This is a genomic window from Phyllobacterium sp. P30BS-XVII (assembly GCF_014138335.1).
GTDB lineage: Bacteria > Pseudomonadota > Alphaproteobacteria > Rhizobiales > Rhizobiaceae > Phyllobacterium > Phyllobacterium meliloti.
Map to the genome: position 1 here is coordinate 350,975 of NZ_JACGXO010000003.1, position 18,547 is coordinate 369,521.

Below are 18,547 nucleotides of genomic sequence, written 5' to 3' on the forward strand. Positions count from 1 at the left end.
CAGTTTCCTTCACCCCCGCTCGATGCGGATGGCAAGCAGGCCCCGCCTTATCGCGGGGTCTGCTCCTCTTCTTTCAAATCAGTCTTAGCAAACAAAAGGCCGAAGACGCTGAGCCTCCGGCCTTTTGGTATGGATGGAATATCGAGAAGCTACATGACCAAAATAGGCGTCTTGTTTGGCACACGATCATAGAGATCAATAATGTCCTGATTGATCAGACGCACGCAGCCTGAGGAGACTGCCTTGCCGATGGACCACCATTCCGGCGACCCGTGCAGACGATACAGCGTGTCCTGACCATTCTGGAAGATATAGAGCGCGCGGGCGCCGAGCGGGTTGGTCAAGCCGGGCTGCATGCCGCCATTGCGGGCACTGTACTGCACCAGTTCAGGCTGACGGGCAACCATCTCATCCGGCGGTGTCCATGTCGGCCAATGGCGCTTCCACTGGATGACCGCACGGCCAGACCAGGCAAAGCCCTCACGACCGATACCAACACCGTAGCGGATCGCCTGACCACCTTCGCGCACCAGATAAAGGAACTTGTTGCTGGTATCGACGACGATGGTGCCGGGCTGTTCGCCGGTCGGGTCCTGAACGATCTGACGCAGATAGCGCTTGTTCATTCTTTTGATCGGAATGGCTGGCAGCTGATAGCCGCCATCCTCACGCGCCGCATACATGGCATCGTAGGAGCCAAATGCAGGATCGACATCGGCCTGCGGCGAAAGCGGCTGGCCATTATCATCGACCTGAATAACCGGCATATCCGGGATTGCGGCACATCCGGCGAGGCCGACGGCCGCTGTTGCGGTCAATGCAGTCAGGAAACCGCGGCGGGAAATCGTGTTTTGCATCATTGAACCAATTTATCGGTGGGAGATGGGTTGCGAGATAACGTGGATCGGGTTTACCGCCCTTAAACGCACATAAATTGTGGCAGCGAACCGTTGGCAATAGGGCATAAACAAGGCGGCCAGCCGAGTGTTGCGCTGCCGCAACAGAAACGCCATGTGCAACCTGTTTTGGCCGTTCAACAGCCGATAAACAATTTGTGAGGCCACTCCGTCCTCGCCGTTCTGCCCGACTCACTTGATATCATAACGGAAATCCGAGACGCCCGGCAGATCGGCAATCTCCTTGAGGGGCATGCCCCTGGTCTTGCCTCTGACATAGCGATCCATAAATGCGAGGCTTGTTTCGACAATGCGCTTGCGCGTGAAGAGGCCAAGGTCTGTCCATGTCAGATGACCAGCCCCGGTGAATTCAACATAGTATTTCGGCCGTTTCGACAGATCATACCCGCCGCCCGGCCTTCTCACCTTGGGTGTTACAAAGATATCGCGCGTTCCGCCCTGATACATAACCGGCGCTTCCAGATGCTGCAGGGAGTCTTTATCAAGATAGGGACCGACATAGGGCGACAGGGCGAGCGTTGCCTTGACGCCGGGAATGCGCCAGCTTTGGCGGGCCCCGCTCATGCCCAGAACTGTATAGCCGCCAAGCGAATGGCCAACGAGCCCCATCTCGTTCCAGTTGATCCTGCTGTTCCATTGCCGGTCGCTTTTCAGGGCCGATATGACCTTCATGAAATCATCGGCGCGGTTGCGGAAAGTGGTGTCTTTCCAGCGCTCCGGCTTGCGCAGGGAAACCTGCGGCTTATCCCAAATGTTCTGATGGCCATTGTTGCAGGTCGCATCGCGGTGGTTCGGTGCAAAGACGATGTAACCAGCCTCGGCAAAAGCCCGCATCAGGAATTTCGATTGGGTTGAGCAACCATGAAACCCATGGGAGAAGAAAATCACCGGCTGGCGCGCCGTCATCAGCTGGTCCGGCTGCCAGACATGGACATTGACGCCGCCGATTATCTCTTCGCTGTCATTGGCAAAGGCTGCGCCAGTTACAGCGAGCAGACCAGCCAGAACAATGGCAATGAATCGAGAGAGATTTCGCACAAGGATATGGGCTCGTATTGCTTGTCTCATTTTGCCTTGCCTGAAATGTTTATATGCCGTTCGCTGAACGCAACCCACGCACATTGGTTGCGAAGGATCGAGAACACAATCGGATGCGGGCAGATTTTGGGCACAGGCCCGCGACAAAGCAAAAGCCGGGCAATGTTTCCATTGCACCGGCTTTTCGATGACTGATTCCTCGGCCTGTTAGCGGCGGCTGAGGCTTCCCAGGATGCCGCGCACCAGCGCACGGCCAAGCGAACTTCCCACGGAGCGGACGACGGATTTCATCGCTGCTTCCGCTACGGTCTGGCGGGCACGGGGCTGACCACCGCGCGGGCCCGGTTTGCTGCTGCCACCGCCCAGAATATCCGGCAGGCTCCAGCCGCTGGTGCTATCTGCTTCCTGCCCTTTTTCGGCTTCTGCCTCGGTCTGTGTCTGAGCCGCCTTCTTCTGCAGTATCTCATAGGCGGATTCGCGGTCAACCATTGTGTCATATTGGCCAGCGACCGGGCTGCCGGTGATGAGCTTTTGCCGCTCATCCGGTGACAGCGGTCCGATGCGTCCCGATGGCGGGCGGATCAATGTACGCTGCACGACTGATGGCACACCCTTGTCCGCCAGTGTCGAAACCAGCGCTTCACCCGTCGCCAGATTGGTAATGGCCGCGAAGGTATTGAAATCCGGATTGGGGCGGAATGTATCAGCGGCTGTCTTCACCGCATTCTGCTCACGCGGCGTATAGGCACGCAGCGCATGCTGAAGGCGGTTGCCAAGCTGCGCCAGCACGGTTTCCGGCACATCGAGCGGATTCTGCGAGATGAAATAGACGCCGACGCCCTTGGAGCGGATCAGGCGAACGACCTGCTCGACACGATCAAGCAGGGCCTTTGGCGCTTCATTGAAGAGAAGATGCGCTTCGTCAAAGAAGAAAACGAGGCGCGGCTTTTCCGGATCACCCACTTCAGGCAGTTCCTCGAAAAGCTCGGACAGAAGCCAAAGCAGGAACGTTGAATAAAGCCGCGGATTCATCATCAGCTTGTCGGCTGCCAATACACTGACCACACCGCGGCCATTGGTATTGGTGCGCATGATATCGGCAATCTTCAGGGCCGGTTCACCAAAAAATTTCGTGCCGCCCTGCTGTTCAAGCACCAGCAGTGAACGCTGGATCGCACCAACCGACGGTTTGGTCACATTACCGTAGCGCGCGGAAATTTCCTCGGCACGCTCGGCAATGTTGACCAGCAAGGATTGCAGATCCTTCATGTCGAGCAGCAGGAGCCCTTCTTCATCGGCGATCTTGAAGGCAATATTCATGATGCCTTCCTGTGCGTCGGTGAGATTCATCAGACGCGACAGCAGCAGCGGCCCCATTTCCGAAATGGTGGCGCGGATCGGATGGCCCTGCTCGCCGAAAATATCCCAGAAAATAACAGGCGAGGCATCAAGATCATAGGGATCAAGCTTCACATCGGTAGCGCGCTTGACGAGGAAATCCTTCGCCTCACCCTTGGCACCGATGCCCGACAGATCGCCCTTGATATCAGCGCAGAAAACCGGAACACCAGCGCGCGAAAAACCTTCGGCCAGCACCTGCAGCGTCACGGTCTTGCCTGTACCCGTTGCGCCGGTGATCAGCCCATGCCGGTTGCCGTATTTCAATAGCAGGGCTTCGGCCTGCTGATAGCTGTCATCGGGTTTGCGGCTCGCACCAAGGAAGATTCTGTCGTCAGCTGCCATGTGGGTTGATCCTCTTCAATGCGATGTCTCGTCCTTCCGATATAAAGGCCCGATGCCGGAGGGACAATGGTTTACTCGTCCGCTTGTGAATATGATTGAAACAGACGCCGGAATCATTGACGTTTTCATGTCATCTTCCCATGCGACAACCGGGCATCCGCCACCCGATCCCGATCAGTCCAATTGATCCAGATTGACGCAGTGGCTTGCAAGGTCGAGAATATCCGCATATTACGTAAACGTAATTCATGACAGACGGGAGATTAGGCTCATGGACGAACTTATCGCGCGCATTTCCGCCAATGTTGGCACCGATCCGGAAACGGCACGCAAGGCCGTTGGCCTGATTCTGGCATTCCTTGAAAAGGAAGGCCCTGCCAAGGCCTCCGAGCTGATCAGCGGCATTCCGGGTGCAGATGCAGCCATTGCCGACGCAAAAGATGGTGGCGGCTTCCTATCCGGCCTGATGCCCGGTGTTATGGGCCTCGGCTCCAAGCTGATGGGCGCTGGCCTCGGCATGAGCGAAATCTCTGGTATTTCCAAGGAAACCATTGCCTTTGCCCGTGAGAAGGTTGGCAGCGAAACGGTTGACGAAGTCGTCAACTCGATCCCGGGTCTCAGCCAGTTCGTCTAAGACGCACGGCTTTGCCACTCAAAAAACCTGTTTCAGGCGCGCGCCCTTTGGCGCGCGTTTTTGTTTGTTTACCTGGCATCGGCCCAATGTGCGTGGTTCGTGGTTCGACAAGCTCACCATGAGGCCCTTCGACAAGCTCAGGATGAGGGAGAGTGAGGATGCAACGCTAATCACCAAGATTACAGATCATAAAGGGGACAGAATTTAGCTCCCTTTCACCATCCCTCTCCCTCATGGTGAGCTTGTCGAACCACGAACCACACGCGATTGTCTCGCCAAGTTTCACCCCCCTCTGTCCGATAAGGCAGTGGGGTGAAAACTCATCACACACCCGAGCGCGCGTAAACTACTCTCAAGCGGCCTTTCTTGCGGGAACCGTCACGAGATTGACGATCACAGCCACCACAATATTGGCGGCCAGTGCCAGAAGCCCGATATAGACAGTAAACGGCGCGCCGCCGAGGCTGATTGCCTGCAGTGGCTTCAGGCCATTGATCCACACCAGATAGGTGCCACCGAAAAAGCCAACCAGCCAGCCGGCCAGCAGACCGGGTGCGCGGAACCACTTTGAGTAGAGGCCGAACACCAGCGCCGGAAGCGTCTGGAGAATCCAGATACCCCCGAGCAATTGCAGATCAAGGGCGAACTGCGTTGGCAGGAATGCGATCACCAGCAGCGCGCCAATCTTGACGACCAGCGACGTAATCTTGGCAACTTTCGCCTCCCCGGCATCGGTCGCATTGGGATTGACATAGGCCTTCCAGAAATTGCGGGTGAAAAGGTTGGAGGCACCAATGCTCATCACCGCCGCCGGAACCAGTGCGCCGATAGCAATCGCCGCAAAAGCAAAACCGGCAAACCAGCTTGGGAACAGGGTCTGGAACAGTGCCGGAACCACCTGATTGGGGCTGGAGACATTGAGATGCGCCGCATGGCCCATATAACCAAGCAAGGCAAGAAGGCCAAGCAGCAGCGTATAGGCTGGCAGCATAACCGCGTTCTTGCGGATGGTATTGCCGCTATTGGAAGCGAAAATACCCGTGAGCGTGTGCGGATACATGAAGGCGGCTAGCGCCGAACCAAGCGCAAGCGTGGCATAGGCCACATATTGATTGCCACCCAGAAGAAGACTGCCCGAGCCCTTTGCCTGGAACGCCGCATCGGCTGAAGCGAACACATTGGCATAGCCGCCAAGTTTTGACGGGATAAGCGCAACGGCGGTGATCACCACAATATAGATCATGATGTCCTTGACGAAAGCGATCAGCGCCGGGGCACGCAAACCAGCCGAATAGGTATAAAGCGCAAGGATGATGAAGGCGACCGCCAGCGGCAGTTCGCCCGTTAATCCCAGCGCCTGCAGAACAGTCGCCATACCAACAAGCTGCAGCGCGATATAGGGCATGGTGGCAATCACGCCCGTCAGCGCCACGGCAAGCTCAAGCCCGCGCGAGCCATATTGCCCGAACACCACGTCACCGGCGGTCACATAGCCATTGTCCTTGGCGCGCTTCCACAAAAGCGGCATCACCATGAATACAAAGGGATAAACAACAATCGTATAGGGAAGTGCAAAGAAGCCATAAGCGCCAACCGCATAGACCAGCGCCGGAACCGCGATTATCGTATAGGCGGTGTAAAAATCGCCACCAACGAGAAACCATGTGATCCACGTGCCGAAGTTTCGGCCACCCAGACCCCATTCATCGATATGCTCCATGGTCTTTGGCGCACGCCAGCGCGAAGCGACGAAGCCGAGGATGGTCACAAGTGCGAAAAAGAAGACAAAAACCGAAATAGCTACCGGATCAAGATTAGTCGTCATGGCTCGTGCTCCGATAGACAATCCAGGTGATGAATGCAGTCAGCGGCACGAAGGCAAGCTGATACCAGTAAAAGAAGGGGAAGCCGAGCAGTTCAGGTTCGCGGAAATTATAGAAGGGAACCCAGAGTAGCCCGATGTAAGGAATCACAAGCAGCCACAATATGGCCCTTTTTGAACCTTTTTCCATGGATATGTCCTCTTGAAATTACATTGTGAGGCAAATGAAACCCGTAGGTTTCATTAATAGGCCACCTTGTCGTTTGCGCAACATGTCTTTGGTACGGGCGGCGCACTGATTTGTATCCCAATGTAGATTATCAACAACGTTCTTATCCGGTCTGTGGCAATTCGTGATCAACAAGACGTCGATACATAAAGAAATTAGTAACCAAGATTCTTCATGCTCCAAGCCAATCGGCAAATGACGCCAGACACGCGTGTTCCGTGCCTGATGGTTTGTATTGGCCGTGGTGCCCCCTTTGGGGCGCGCCGCAGGTTTGAGTAAGCGTTTGGAAAAAGAGTACGATGGCGTTCGCGACCGATACATTCAGTCAGGGTGGCTCCTTTAACGGTTTTGTTTCTCGCGCGGGCAAGTCGCGCGGCACGCTGGTCAGCGCGCTTGCCATCGGCGTCGGGATAGCAGCAACCGTGTGGATGTTTGCAACTGTCAGCACAACACAGAAAATGGTTTCCACCCTCGCTTCGGGTCCAACTGTCATACGGCATGATCTGCGGGCATTCGAGACCATTGCTCTCGTCAATCCGCGCGATCAGATCGCACACCGGCCAAGCAGCGGCGCTCTGGCAATGCTCAGCCCCGATTTGAAGCACCGCATTCCCCACAATGCGCAGCACACAGCAAAAAGCGCTGATACGGCAGACCGGGTCGTTGTCACTTACGATGATGCTTTTGCCGAACCCGCGTCCGCTCTTGTGGTGATGGAAACATCGCCGCTATCGGAATCCGATGTGACAACACTTCTCAATAAGCCCGCCGGTCCAGTCGACGCCGACGTGCAGAACGCTATTCAGTCTGCCATAGCCAACCGCGCATTTGCGCTTGCGGTAAACGGCAGAGCGTCAACGCTTGATACAAAATCGGTCGGATCGATTCCGCTGCCTGAGGACGCGCCCAAGAGAACAGCTCTGGAGATTGCCGCAGCGGATGCCGCTCTGGCATCCGCATCCAACGATCCGTTCAGCGCACAGCCAGATCTGGTCGACAAGCGGCGGGGTGAGCCTCAAATACCGCTGCTGGCAAGCTACGCGCCGTCGGCAACCGAGAGCAATCCGTTGATCGGACCACTGGCACCGGATCTGGAAGTCGCGGTTCCTGTACCCGAGAATGCGCCCGCCCGGGATACGGCCAGCATTGCGCCAGATGATACGCAATCTTCCGATGACGGACAGGACTCGATAGACGTTCCCCTGCCCGTGCAACGGCCAAAACTTGCGACGGAAAGCTTTCCGGCAGCACCGAATGCACCGGCAAAGCAACAGCCAAACGCAAAACTCGCTTCGATCCGGCCAGATGATGCGGTGATCGAAGCCATGCCGCGCACCAGACGTTTGTTCGGGTCAATATTTGGCGGCTCGCGCAATGGTGTTGCGGTCTATGACATTTCCGCACGCACGGTTTATCTGCCCAATGGCGAACGGCTTGAAGCTCATTCGGGCATGGGGCACATGCTTGATAATCCCCGGTACACACGCGAGTCGAACCGTGGGCCGACGCCGCCACATACCTATAATCTCACCATGCGTGAGGCGCTTTTCCACGGCGTCGCTGCGATCCGCCTGACACCCGTCGACGGCCGGAATGCCTTTGGCCGCAATGGTCTGCTTGCTCACACATATATGCTCGGACCGCGCGGCGATTCGAACGGATGTGTGGTGTTCAAGGATTATCGCCGGTTCCTCAAGGCTTTCCAGCGGGGCGAGGTCTCACGCCTTGTCGTGGTAGACCGCCTGCCTTCTTCCTCACGCATTGCCACACGCTGATTTGCCGGTGATCGATTGAAGTAATGCCTCCAGCGGCTAAGTCAGCTGGAGGATTCCGCGTTGTGTCCCACAGATTTTCGCAACGAACTTCCGGTCCAGAAACAACAATAATCTGGCTGCCGCCACTATTGCCTCTGCATCTCCAGTGGTGTTTTCGAAACAAAGAAATTTGAGATTCATAGAAATCTACGGGTATTCTATCTGCAAATTTTATTGCACAGTGCGACGAGAATAAGCTCTTTCGTCTAATCTTCGGAGTAATACGCCTTACAGGAGGAAACATGGGCCCGAGTGATTTTGGATTTTCCGCTGCCGCCCGCGCCGGGATGATGCAGGAAGCCTATCGGCAACAGGACGAGTATAATCGCCAGCGGCAGGAGGTCCAGAATTATGCCTCTTCGATCAATAGTAAGCGGACGGACTGGAATCTTGTTGATGCCAAGGAGCTTGGTGTTTCGGTCAGCACGCCTGTTGCCAAATTAGGCGTCTCGCTTGGCCGCATTTCCATTCCCATGGTGAACCGGAAAACCGGTGAGCAGATTGTCTTCACCGGTGGCGGTCTCGGCGGAACCCTCGGCATTACCTTCGGCTTGAGTGTGCTGACCGTGAAGGTCAAGGATTTCAAAGTCAAAGGCTCCAACGAACTGGCAAAGCTGCCTTCAACCGGCGAGGCGATCGGCCCCGTTCCCGGAACACCTGTCATTGATGGAGAGATTGGCGTGCCAATCTTCAAGGGCCCCTATTGGAAGGATTCCGATGGGTCGGATCAGTTTTCTGGCGCTGTCGGCATTACAACCGGCACACTCATGACCCCAAGTCGCGAGTCGATTGGCATTTTCAATCTCGTGTCCAATCTGTTCAAGGACCCGAAAACACTCATACCGAAAACGCATAATCTGGTGGCGCTGACCTTCTACAACTGGAAAGCTGTGCCATTCCTGCTCAACCCGCCCATGTCGGCTATGGCAAACTACTATATCGAAGCGATTGCCCTGTGTACCAAGGAAGGCCATGGGGGCAATCTTGCGGGCATTCAGGGCAAACAGGCTTTTTTCAAAGTTTCGCGAGGGTGAGCTTCAAAACTCAGTTGGGGTCATGCGTCTAACGACCGCCACCCATTTCTGACAGCTTCTGGCGGGCATTGGCATGGCCCTGCCTCGCCGCTGTCAGATACCATTTCATGGCTTCTGTCCTGTCCACAGGCAAGCCAATTCCCTGCTCATACACAAGTCCCATGTTGTACTGGGCTTCTGCATAGCCTTGTTCAGCTGCCTTGCGATACCATTTTGCCGCTTCAGCCTTATCAGCGGTGAGGCCGATTCCGTCATAATACATCTTGCCAAGGTAGTTTTGTGCTTCGGGACGCCCCTGATCGGCGGCTTTACGATACCAATTGACTGCTTCGGCTTTGTCTTCGGCCATGCCCTCGCCGTTGTAATACATGTTGCCAAGGTTGGTTTGCGCGAAACTGTTTCCGTGATCGGCAGCTTTGCGGTACCACTCGGCGGCCCGTTGCAAATCTTTGGCTACGGCGTTCCCGTTATAATATAAGGTACCCAGATTGTTTTCTGCGCTCGGATAACCCTGATCCGCAGCCTTGCGGTACCAGCGCACCGCCTCCATACCGTCTTTCTTAACGCCTTTGCCTTCAATATACATCGTGCCAAGATTGAATTGCCCCTCGGCCCAACCCTGCTCAGCGGCCTTGCGATACCAGCGAACTGCCTCGATTGGGTTCCTCGCAACGCCCTGACCAAATTCGTACTTCAGACCCAAATTGCTCTGGGCTGTTGGATGTCCCTGCTTCGCTGCTTTGCGAAACCATTTTACCGCTTCGCTCTGGTCTTGGTGAACCCCTCTGCCATTGTCATACATAACACCAAGTCTGCTTTGTCCGCCTGCCAGTCCCTGCTCAGCGGATTTGCGATACCAGCGGAAGGCTTCAGAACTGTCTTGTACAACGCCTATGCCGCCATCATACATACGGCCAAGATAGAGCTGTGCCTCCGCATATCCCTGTTCAGCAGACTTGCGATACCAGCGGACGGCTTCAGCCTTGTCTTCCACGACACCGGCACCATTTTCATACAGCACACCCAATTGCAGCTGTGCCTTGGCGTGTCCTTTATCGGCTGCCTTTTGATACCATCTGGCGGCTTCATAATTGTTCTCCGGAACCTTTGTGCCGGTCTGATAAATATCGCCAAGTTTGTACTGCGCGTCGACATCGCCCTTCTCGGCCATGCCACGCAAAAGGTCGACTTCCGCCGGATATTCGCCATTTCTGAAAGGGCCCGCCGCCTCGGTGGAATAGGCATGTCCGTTCAGGCACAACAAGAATCCAGACACCAGTAATAGCTTGCCAAGCCGCATAAGATGCCCTCAAAATCTGGTTTCGCAGCACCCCCTCCTTATAATGCCTGTAGAATTACACTTCGGAAAGATCGCAATCAGCATATTTTCCAGCCATATCAACCACGGCAAAGGCGATTGAAAGCTGCCCGGGGGAATGCTATGGGAGTGCCAAGCTCAATTTTAGGAAAGGAGGGCTGCGCATGAATACGTTCTTCCGGCATCATCGCCAGCGTGGCCCCGTCAACGCCCTGCAGATACGTTTGCAGGGCTGACCGGAAACAGCTTTTCCATACCCATTCCAGGTCTGCCCTTCGTGGTCACGCAGCGCCAAGCTCATTATTCGAGCGGCCTTGCGTAACGTCACAACCCACCGAGCCAGATGGTCATTGCCCGCATGGAGGCTGACCATCCAGTGCAAAACCGACGGCACAAACAGAATACCGTCAATGCACATGGCCCGGCAGACCAGAGAATTAAAATGGCACTCATCAATGTAAGAAACCTGGGCGTTACCCTCGGAGCCCCGCTTTTTGTCAACCTCAACCTCGTCATCGGCGCGGGGGACCGTATCGGCATCGTCGCTGCCAATGGCCGGGGCAAATCCTCCCTGCTGCGCTGCCTTGCGGGAACGCTCGATTCCACCACCGGCGATATCACCCGCACGCGCGGCCTGCGCATCGGCACTGTCGAACAGGCTGTACCTGATAATCTCCTTACCACCTCGTTCTACGATATGGTGTTGCAGGCCCTGCCCGCCGAGCAGAAAGAGACGGAAAGCTGGCGCGTCGATGTCGTGCTTGCCTCACTTGACGTGCCCGATGCGTTGCGCGAGCGTACCCTTGCCCAGTTGAGTGGCGGCTGGCAAAGACTTGCCTTGCTTGCCCGTGTCTGGGTGACAGACCCTGACGTGCTGCTGCTGGATGAGCCCACCAACCATCTCGACCTTGCCAAGATTGCGCAGCTGGAAGACTGGCTCAATAGTTTGCCGCGTGATGTGCCTGTTGTCATCTGCAGCCATGACCGGGCTTTTCTTGATGCCACGACCAACCGCACCCTGTTCCTGCGGCCGGAGAACTCGCATGCCTTTGCCCTGCCCTATACACGGGCTCGGGCCGCACTTGATGAAATCGATGCGGCGGAGGCACGCCGTTACGAGCGGGATATGAAAGTGGCGCAGCAGCTGCGTCAGCAAGCCGCCAAGCTGAACAATATCGGCATCAATTCCGGTAGCGATCTTTTGACCATCAAGACCAAGCAGCTGAAACAGCGGGCGGAACGGCTTGAGGATGCTGCGCGGCCTGCCCATCAGGAACGCTCTGCCGGAGCAATCAGGCTCACCAACAGCGGCACCCATGCCAAAGTGCTGGTGACGCTCGACGATGCATCGGTGGAAACGCCTGACGGTACGTTCCTGTTCAAGACAGGCAGGAAATGGATATGTCAGGGCGACCGGATTGTTCTTCTCGGGGCCAATGGTGCGGGCAAGACACGTCTTGTCGGCATGATCAGGCGTGCCATCACGGAGCCGCTGACCTCGCCTGATACAGTCAAGGCAACGCCGTCTCTGGTGCTCGGCTATGGTGATCAGGCACTGGCCGACCTGCCGGATCGGGACACGCCGTTTGATACGATCAGCAGGCGCTTCGATATTGGCGACCAGCGCACCCGCACCCTTCTGGCTGGAGCGGGACTTGGCATCGATATCCAGAGCAAGCCGAACAGGGTTCTGTCAGGCGGGCAAAAGGCGCGGCTTGGCATGCTGGTGCTGCGGCTTGCCAATCCGAACTTCTACCTGCTGGATGAACCGACCAACCATCTGGATATTGACGGTCAGGAGGCGCTGGAATCGGAATTGATGGCCCATGAGGCAAGCTGCCTGCTGGTCTCGCACGACCGCAGTTTCGTCAGGGCAGTCGGCAACCGCTTCTGGCTGATTGAAAAGCGTCGCCTGATCGAAGTGGAAAGCCCGGAGGCGTTTTTTGCCGCCGAGCGACAGAGATGAGTGGAATGCCGGGCCGCCTCGATACGGCGGCCCGGCACTTGTTCAATGGACATGGGCGGCCTGAGCTGTGACGATAGCGTCCGCCTCCTTGCCGTAAAGCTCCTCAAAATGATCGAAAGCTTTGGAAAAACTGCCGATGCCCTGCGTTGCCGAGCGCAGGGCACGCGCCAGTTCATCCAATGCACTGCCGGGAATGATGGCCCGGAAGACATCCCAGCCCTTGGTATTATCGTCCCGGTCAAAACCCAGCACCTGCCCCTTGAAGGCGGAAATAATGGGCACGAGATTGCCAGAATAAACAGACGGGATATGAATTTCGATGCGGAACACCGGCTGCATGAGAACAGCCGCCGCTTCCGAAAGCGCCTGCTTTACCCCCATTTTTGCCGCAGCGCGGAAGGCAAATTCCGAACTGTCGACTGAATGGTGCTGGCCATCGGTCAGCATGACGCCGACATCGATGACCGGCAGCCCCAGTGGCCCTCGTTCCATTGCCTCGCGTGAACCCGCCTCAACAGCGGGTATGTAATTGCGCGGAACAGCGCCGCCCTTGACCGTTTCGGCAAAGGAAAAACCTTCGCCGCGCCCGTTAGGATGCACGCTGAGCTTCACATCGGCGAACTGACCGGCGCCACCTGTCTGCTTGCGGTGCCGGTAATGAACCTCCGCCGGTTTGGAGATGGTCTCCCGGTAAACAGGGCTCGGCATCCGGTCGGTGACATTGACGTGGAAGACATCGGACAGCATTTTGGACAGATCACGCAGATGCACCGGACCCTGCACGCTGACAAGCTGGGCACCCGTGCCTTCCTCCTGCATGACCTTGAGACCGTGATCCGTCTCCGCCAGTTTTGCCAGTGTTTCAGACAGTTTTGTTTCGTCCCGTTCGCTTTCGGGGACAAGGATGCGCTCCAGCATCGGCGTCGGCGGTGTGGTCCATTCAGGTGCCGTGATCACGGCATCGAGGCTAAGCAGGGATGGCACCGGCAGATGATCGGACTTTACGGTGGCGAAGACATCGCCGGGTACAGGAATTCCCGATGGGGTGGGCTTTCCGGTTCCCGGGTCCTGTACCGGCCCAAGCCGTCCTCCACCCAGCAGGCCACCCTGCTTCAGTCCGTCTTTCAGCGCGCGCACCAGAACAGTCTTGCCGATATTCTGGCGATGATAGGCGTGGAAGCTGACAGCCGCCAAGGCATTTTCCGGCGTGCTGTTTGCAGCGGCAAGGCGCTTGCGCAACGTATCAACAGGCGGGGCTTCGTGGCGCAGCGCCTTCATCAGGCGCAGAATGCCATTGCTGTGGCTGGCAGATCCAAGCAGCACCGGGATGATCCTGTTTTCGCGCAAGACACGCGATGAAATGGCAAAAACCGCGTCGCTCGGTGGTTCACGGTCCTCGATCAGCTCTTCCAGCAGCCAATCATCAAATTCGGATAAATGTTCGAGAAGTTCGGCGCGCGCCTCGTGTTCCCGCTCAAGCTCGCTTTCCGGTATCTCGATCAGGGCGGATGTCTGCCCCTCGCGATAGCGCCAGGCGCGCTCGGAAATCAGGTCGCATGTGCCGACAACCTTGTCACCTTCGCGGATGGGTATCTGCCGGAGCACAAGGGAATGGCTGCAATAGCCTTGCAATGCTGAAATGACATCGCGCACCCGGCCCCTTGGCTCGTCAATGCGGTTGACGAAAACAATGCAAGGCGTGCCCGATGCTTCGATGGCCCTCAAATAAGGCGCGGCCAGCACCGCATCTTCAGGCGCAGGTGAAACACACAGGATACAGGCATCACTGGCCAAGAGTGCATCCTGCGCGTGCGCAAGGGCTTCGTTGGCACCCGGTGCATCCAGTGCGCACCATGTTTCATTACCGAAAGTGAATTCCGTCAGATTTAACCCGTAAGGCGAGACCGACTTCCTTGGCGCGCCCTCCAGCGCGCCGAGTTTTTCCACGAGCGTGGATTTTCCGGTCTGCGAGGGTCCAAGTACCGTAAAGCAGCGCATTCGCGTCCTCCCCTGCTACGATCAAAGTCCGATGACAGGATGCCTCAACATGGCCAAAAGCGCTAGTGGAACGATTCGATGCTGCCTTTGTCGGCAAAAAAGAAACAGGCCGGATTTGCATCCGGCCTGTTTCATTCTGTTCTGTCATCGTGGACCGCCACCGGGGCGACCCCGCTGGCACCAGCTTTAAGCGGCGCTCAGCTGATCCGCTGACATTTTGCCCGACTTCTTATCGCGCACCAGTTCATAATTGATTTTCTGGCCGTCGTTGAGATCACGCAATCCAGCGCGCTCAACTGCAGAGATGTGTACGAATACATCTGCACCGCCATCTTCAGGCTGAATGAAGCCGAAGCCCTTTGTAGAATTAAACCATTTAACTGTGCCTGTGGCCATAATGAACCTCCGTAGGGCAGATGTATTGAGTGTCGCACAAAGTGAACGACGCACCCTTGTAACGATTTTTTATGGAAGCCGTAAAGCCCATATGCGCGAAAGTGTTAACGTGTCATGCAACTGTTTTATTACAATGGCGCTTCAAAGACAGTTTTTGCAAAAGTTCCTGCGCCGAATGATCTTGTACTCACCACACGTCCGGGTCATGAGTGAACAGCAGTATTTCGGGTTTGGACAGGCATATGCAACGCAAAACAATCGCGATTATCGGTGGCGGCCCGGCGGGCCTTATGGCAGCCGAAGTGGTATCAGCAGCCGGACATGACGTAACGGTTTATGATGCGATGCCGACTGTCAGCCGTAAATTCCTGCTTGCGGGCAAGTCAGGCCTGAACATCACACATTCGGAAGATTACGCGCGTTTCGTTACCCGGTTTGGTGTTGCATCCGAACATATGCGCCCTGCTCTTGATGGGTTCACACCCGAAGACGTGCAGGCATGGGCGGCAGAACTTGGCACGGAAACATTTACTGGCTCATCAGGGCGGGTGTTTCCCAAGGCGATGAAAGCCTCACCGTTGTTGCGTGCATGGCTGCGACGGCTGGAAGCGCAGGGTGTGACCATTCTCACCCGTCACCGCTGGACGGGTTTCACCGGAAATGCTTTCACATTTGAAACACCCGTGGGGATCAAGACCGTCGAATGCGACGCAGCGTTGCTGGCACTTGGCGGCGCAAGTTGGCCAAAGCTCGGTTCCGATGGCGCATGGACCTCGTGGCTGGCCGATAAGGGCGTGGAAATTGATGTGCTGCGCCCAGCCAATTGCGGCTTCGACGTGGATTGGGACGATGGTTTCAAGGAGCGTTTTGCCGGAATCCCGGTAAAGTCCGTCACGGCCACTTCAGGTGCTGGTACATTTTCCGGTGAGTTTGTCATCACGCAGGATGGTATCGAAGGCAGTCTTGTCTATGCCCATGCGGCCAGTCTGCGCGATCAATTGCAAGAGCAAGGCAGCGCGTCGCTCGTGCTTGATCTCGCGCCCGGACGATCAGCCGAAAAGCTGGCGCGGGACCTCGCACGACAGGACAGCAAGGCGAGTTTCGCAAATCGCTTGCGCAAAGGTGCAGGGATTGAGGGCGTGAAAATTGCCTTGCTGCGAAAATTTGCCGATGCAGCTGATCTTTCCGATCCCCAACGGCTGGCAAGACTGATCAAGGCGCTACCGCTGGTTGTAGTGCGCCCTCGCCCCATCACCGAGGCCATATCCTCGGCTGGTGGCGTTCGCTGGAGCGCCATCGACAATACATATATGCTGAAAGCGCTGCCTGGTGTTTTCGTGGCCGGGGAAATGCTGGACTGGGAAGCACCGACCGGGGGCTACCTTCTGACAGCGTGCTTTGCCACCGGCCGCGCCGCAGCGCATGGGATAAACACCCGGCTGAACCTGTGACTAATATTTGTTGAAGACGAGCATTTTCATTCGCATACGCCGCCGCATTCTGCGCATCGCAGCCAGCAGATGCGCCTGGGCGGTCTCACTGCGCCCATATGCCTGAACAACGATTTTGTTTTTGTAATTCTTCTGATCGACGTAAGTAATCTTTGATCGCACGAAACAGTCTCCTCACAGTCTTTTGACATTTTATGAGAGATGCTTCTTATGCTCTATTCCGCTAAACTTTAGAATAGCTCTATTATTAGTAACCTTAACGGGGTTTCTGCATGTAAAACTTGAAGTATTTATCTTCAAAATTTGGAGAGACTCGACGGCACCGGAATTTTGAAGGACAGGCGACCGTCGAGCCTCGTGCTGGCCCCACGACAAACCAGCATCGCCATGGTGGAGCGGCTGTCTTGCCGGGTCAAATTACAAATCGGCAATGATGCCTTTGCAGCCGGATTCTAAAGGAACAGCTTGAATGCAACAGGGATCGCAACGCCAATCATGAAGATTGCGAGCGCACAGGTGCGGCAGACGAAATCTGTCCAGATACTGTCGTTGTCGTTATCGCTTATCATCGGACCAGCCTTCACATCCAACGAGGGCTATGCGCCCTCCAAGGCCCCAAGAGTAAGCCTGCATGCTTAACGACAGGTAAATCTACGGTTGTAACGGCAGCGCAGATCATGGGCATTTGGTTGCCGCCCGCCCCTGATCTTCAGATATCGGCGCTTTTCGGCCAGAACCGACAGAAGCTGTCTGAGCAATATAACTGACTGATAATAAAGGGTAATGCCGCCGCAATGTAGGCGATGCTGAATGCCGGCATGGATTTTACGATGAGAGCTAAAAGTATCCGTCAGCATCGTTGGCAGGGAGGCGGTCTTTGCAAACGCGCGGCAACGGTCACGGTTATTCTTGTTGGACGTGCTTCCGATATTGCGAACAACCCAATCGGGTGACCGGAAATCCTAGGGATGTCATGTGTTCAAAAAGGGTTTCTTATGGCTTTGATCAATCTGAATCTCATCAACAACACGACCACCACCATCAATTCCAGCAATTTTCACTCCGGCGATACGGTTGCTCTCGGGCTTGTTTCGAGTGCCACGCTGATCGTTGACGGCGTCAATGCCGACGTCACGTCATTTGCCGGTGTCAGCGGCCTTTCCAACACGACATTCAATGTCATCAACGGCGCCACACTCACCGTTGAAGCACAACTCGCATCTGTCGGGGCGGGTTCGTCCTTTCATTACATCATCGGTGCCGGCAGCACGCTGAACCTCAATTCCGCACTTCTGGGCGTAGACGTGTTGCAGACGACGACAGTGGATTTTGCCGGTTCGACTGGAACAGGCCATTTCGTCTATACCCCGCCAGCTATCGGCCTCTCCCTGCTTAGCCCCAACCCGACCATCGTCAATGCGAGTGCGGGAGATCGCGTCACGGTCAATGGCGCTTCCAGTGTTTCGCAGTCCGGAAATATCATCACATTCCACGGGGGATTGCTTGGCCTTGGCACGCTTGCAACCTATGTCATTCCCGCTGGTGCCACCTATAATTTCAACGATGCGACCGATACACTCACCTTCATCACGCCATGTTTTGTCCGTGGCACCATGATCGCGACCCCTGAGGGCGAAGTACCTGTCGAAAAATTGAAAGTCGGCGACAAGGTTCTCAGCGTGATCAAAGGTATTGCCGAGGTGACATGGGTGGGAAACCGCACCATCGACCCGAAAAGCCTCGACAAACCGCGCGACGATTTGCCGATCCGCTTCTGCACCGGGGCTATTGCCGAAGGCATTCCGCACAGGGATCTACTGGTTTCACCCGACCATTGTGTTTTTATCGGCGGCGCACTGATACCCGCCAAGCTCCTGATCAATGGCACGACCGTGACGCAAAGATTTGTGCTCACGCCAATTAATTACTTCCATATCGAACTGGAAAAACATGATGTGATCTGGGCGGAGGGTGTAATGGCGGAAACCTATCTGGATCTCGGCAACAGGAACGTGTTCCTTGAACCGGGCGTCCTGCAATTCACATCACCCAAATTGAAGCAGGCCAAAGCCTGCTATCCCCTCACCTATTCGGGATCTGCGGTCGACAGGGCGAGAGACATGATTGCGCAGCAGGAATTGGCGCTTGGTAACAATACCACCAAGGCGAAGGCGTCCTGAAACAATG

At 55.9% G+C, this 18,547-nt stretch carries 14 protein-coding genes; 6 read left to right on the top strand and 8 right to left on the bottom strand.

What is annotated here, in order from left to right:
• Positions 1 to 149: 149 nt before the first annotated feature.
• The 3 genes from FHW17_RS10940 to FHW17_RS10950 form a co-directional block, all read right to left on the bottom strand.
• Positions 150 to 857, bottom strand: coding sequence for a L,D-transpeptidase (locus FHW17_RS10940; RefSeq protein ID WP_112527850.1), 708 nt, complete (start codon positions 855 to 857; stop codon positions 150 to 152).
• 231 nt (positions 858 to 1,088) lie between these two features.
• Positions 1,089 to 1,985 carry a dienelactone hydrolase family protein gene (locus FHW17_RS10945; protein WP_182509830.1) on the bottom strand — a complete coding sequence of 299 codons (897 nt, stop codon included), beginning with the start codon at positions 1,983 to 1,985 and terminating at the stop codon, positions 1,089 to 1,091.
• Between the two features lie 177 nt (positions 1,986 to 2,162).
• Positions 2,163 to 3,698: a helicase HerA-like C-terminal domain-containing protein gene (locus tag FHW17_RS10950; RefSeq protein ID WP_113096578.1), complete on the bottom strand. Its 1,536-nt coding sequence runs from the start codon at positions 3,696 to 3,698 to the stop codon at positions 2,163 to 2,165.
• A gap of 271 nt (positions 3,699 to 3,969) precedes the next feature.
• Between FHW17_RS10950 and FHW17_RS10955 the strand changes: the two genes are divergently transcribed.
• Positions 3,970 to 4,332: a hypothetical protein gene (locus tag FHW17_RS10955; RefSeq protein WP_091880638.1), complete on the top strand. Its 363-nt coding sequence runs from the start codon at positions 3,970 to 3,972 to the stop codon at positions 4,330 to 4,332.
• 352 nt (positions 4,333 to 4,684) lie between these two features.
• Here FHW17_RS10955 and FHW17_RS10960 read toward each other — a convergent pair whose 3' ends face one another.
• Together FHW17_RS10960 and FHW17_RS10965 are read right to left on the bottom strand one after the other, a co-directional pair.
• Entirely contained in the window at positions 4,685 to 6,157 is a 1,473-nt protein-coding gene (locus FHW17_RS10960) for a sodium:solute symporter family protein (protein ID WP_182509831.1), read from the bottom strand.
• On the bottom strand, positions 6,147 to 6,344 hold the full coding sequence (locus FHW17_RS10965) for a DUF3311 domain-containing protein (protein ID WP_112527766.1): 198 nt from the start codon (positions 6,342 to 6,344) through the stop codon (positions 6,147 to 6,149). The genes FHW17_RS10960 and FHW17_RS10965 overlap by 11 nt, the downstream gene beginning before the upstream one ends.
• Before the next feature lie 338 nt (positions 6,345 to 6,682).
• On the opposite strand from FHW17_RS10965, the gene FHW17_RS10970 reads away from it, so the two are divergent.
• Positions 6,683 to 8,158, top strand: coding sequence for a DUF2778 domain-containing protein (locus FHW17_RS10970; protein WP_246706793.1), 1,476 nt, complete (start codon positions 6,683 to 6,685; stop codon positions 8,156 to 8,158).
• Between the two features lie 281 nt (positions 8,159 to 8,439).
• Positions 8,440 to 9,231: a hypothetical protein gene (locus tag FHW17_RS10975; RefSeq protein WP_112527764.1), complete on the top strand. Its 792-nt coding sequence runs from the start codon at positions 8,440 to 8,442 to the stop codon at positions 9,229 to 9,231.
• 28 nt (positions 9,232 to 9,259) lie between these two features.
• On the opposite strand, the gene FHW17_RS10980 is transcribed toward FHW17_RS10975, so the two are convergent.
• Positions 9,260 to 10,507, bottom strand: a complete 1,248-nt coding sequence (locus FHW17_RS10980) for an SEL1-like repeat protein (protein WP_182509832.1) — start codon at positions 10,505 to 10,507, stop codon at positions 9,260 to 9,262.
• Positions 10,508 to 10,991: 484 nt separating this feature from the next.
• Between FHW17_RS10980 and FHW17_RS10985 the strand changes: the two genes are divergently transcribed.
• Positions 10,992 to 12,515, top strand: a complete 1,524-nt coding sequence (locus tag FHW17_RS10985; protein ID WP_182509833.1) for an ABC-F family ATP-binding cassette domain-containing protein — start codon at positions 10,992 to 10,994, stop codon at positions 12,513 to 12,515.
• A gap of 42 nt (positions 12,516 to 12,557) precedes the next feature.
• On the opposite strand, the gene FHW17_RS10990 is transcribed toward FHW17_RS10985, so the two are convergent.
• Together FHW17_RS10990 and FHW17_RS10995 are read right to left on the bottom strand one after the other, a co-directional pair.
• Positions 12,558 to 14,513 carry an elongation factor G gene (locus FHW17_RS10990; protein WP_182509834.1) on the bottom strand — a complete coding sequence of 652 codons (1,956 nt, stop codon included), beginning with the start codon at positions 14,511 to 14,513 and terminating at the stop codon, positions 12,558 to 12,560.
• Between the two features lie 186 nt (positions 14,514 to 14,699).
• The gene (locus FHW17_RS10995; RefSeq protein ID WP_162700345.1) at positions 14,700 to 14,909 is read right to left on the bottom strand and encodes a cold-shock protein; all 210 of its coding nucleotides are present in this window, start codon (positions 14,907 to 14,909) and stop codon (positions 14,700 to 14,702) included.
• Positions 14,910 to 15,151: 242 nt separating this feature from the next.
• On the opposite strand from FHW17_RS10995, the gene FHW17_RS11000 reads away from it, so the two are divergent.
• Both FHW17_RS11000 and FHW17_RS11005 read left to right on the top strand, forming a co-directional pair.
• Positions 15,152 to 16,360, top strand: a complete 1,209-nt coding sequence (locus FHW17_RS11000; protein WP_182509835.1) for a TIGR03862 family flavoprotein — start codon at positions 15,152 to 15,154, stop codon at positions 16,358 to 16,360.
• Positions 16,361 to 17,355: 995 nt separating this feature from the next.
• Positions 17,356 to 18,540, top strand: a complete 1,185-nt coding sequence (locus tag FHW17_RS11005) for a Hint domain-containing protein (protein ID WP_182509836.1) — start codon at positions 17,356 to 17,358, stop codon at positions 18,538 to 18,540.
• Positions 18,541 to 18,547 lie beyond the last annotated feature (7 nt).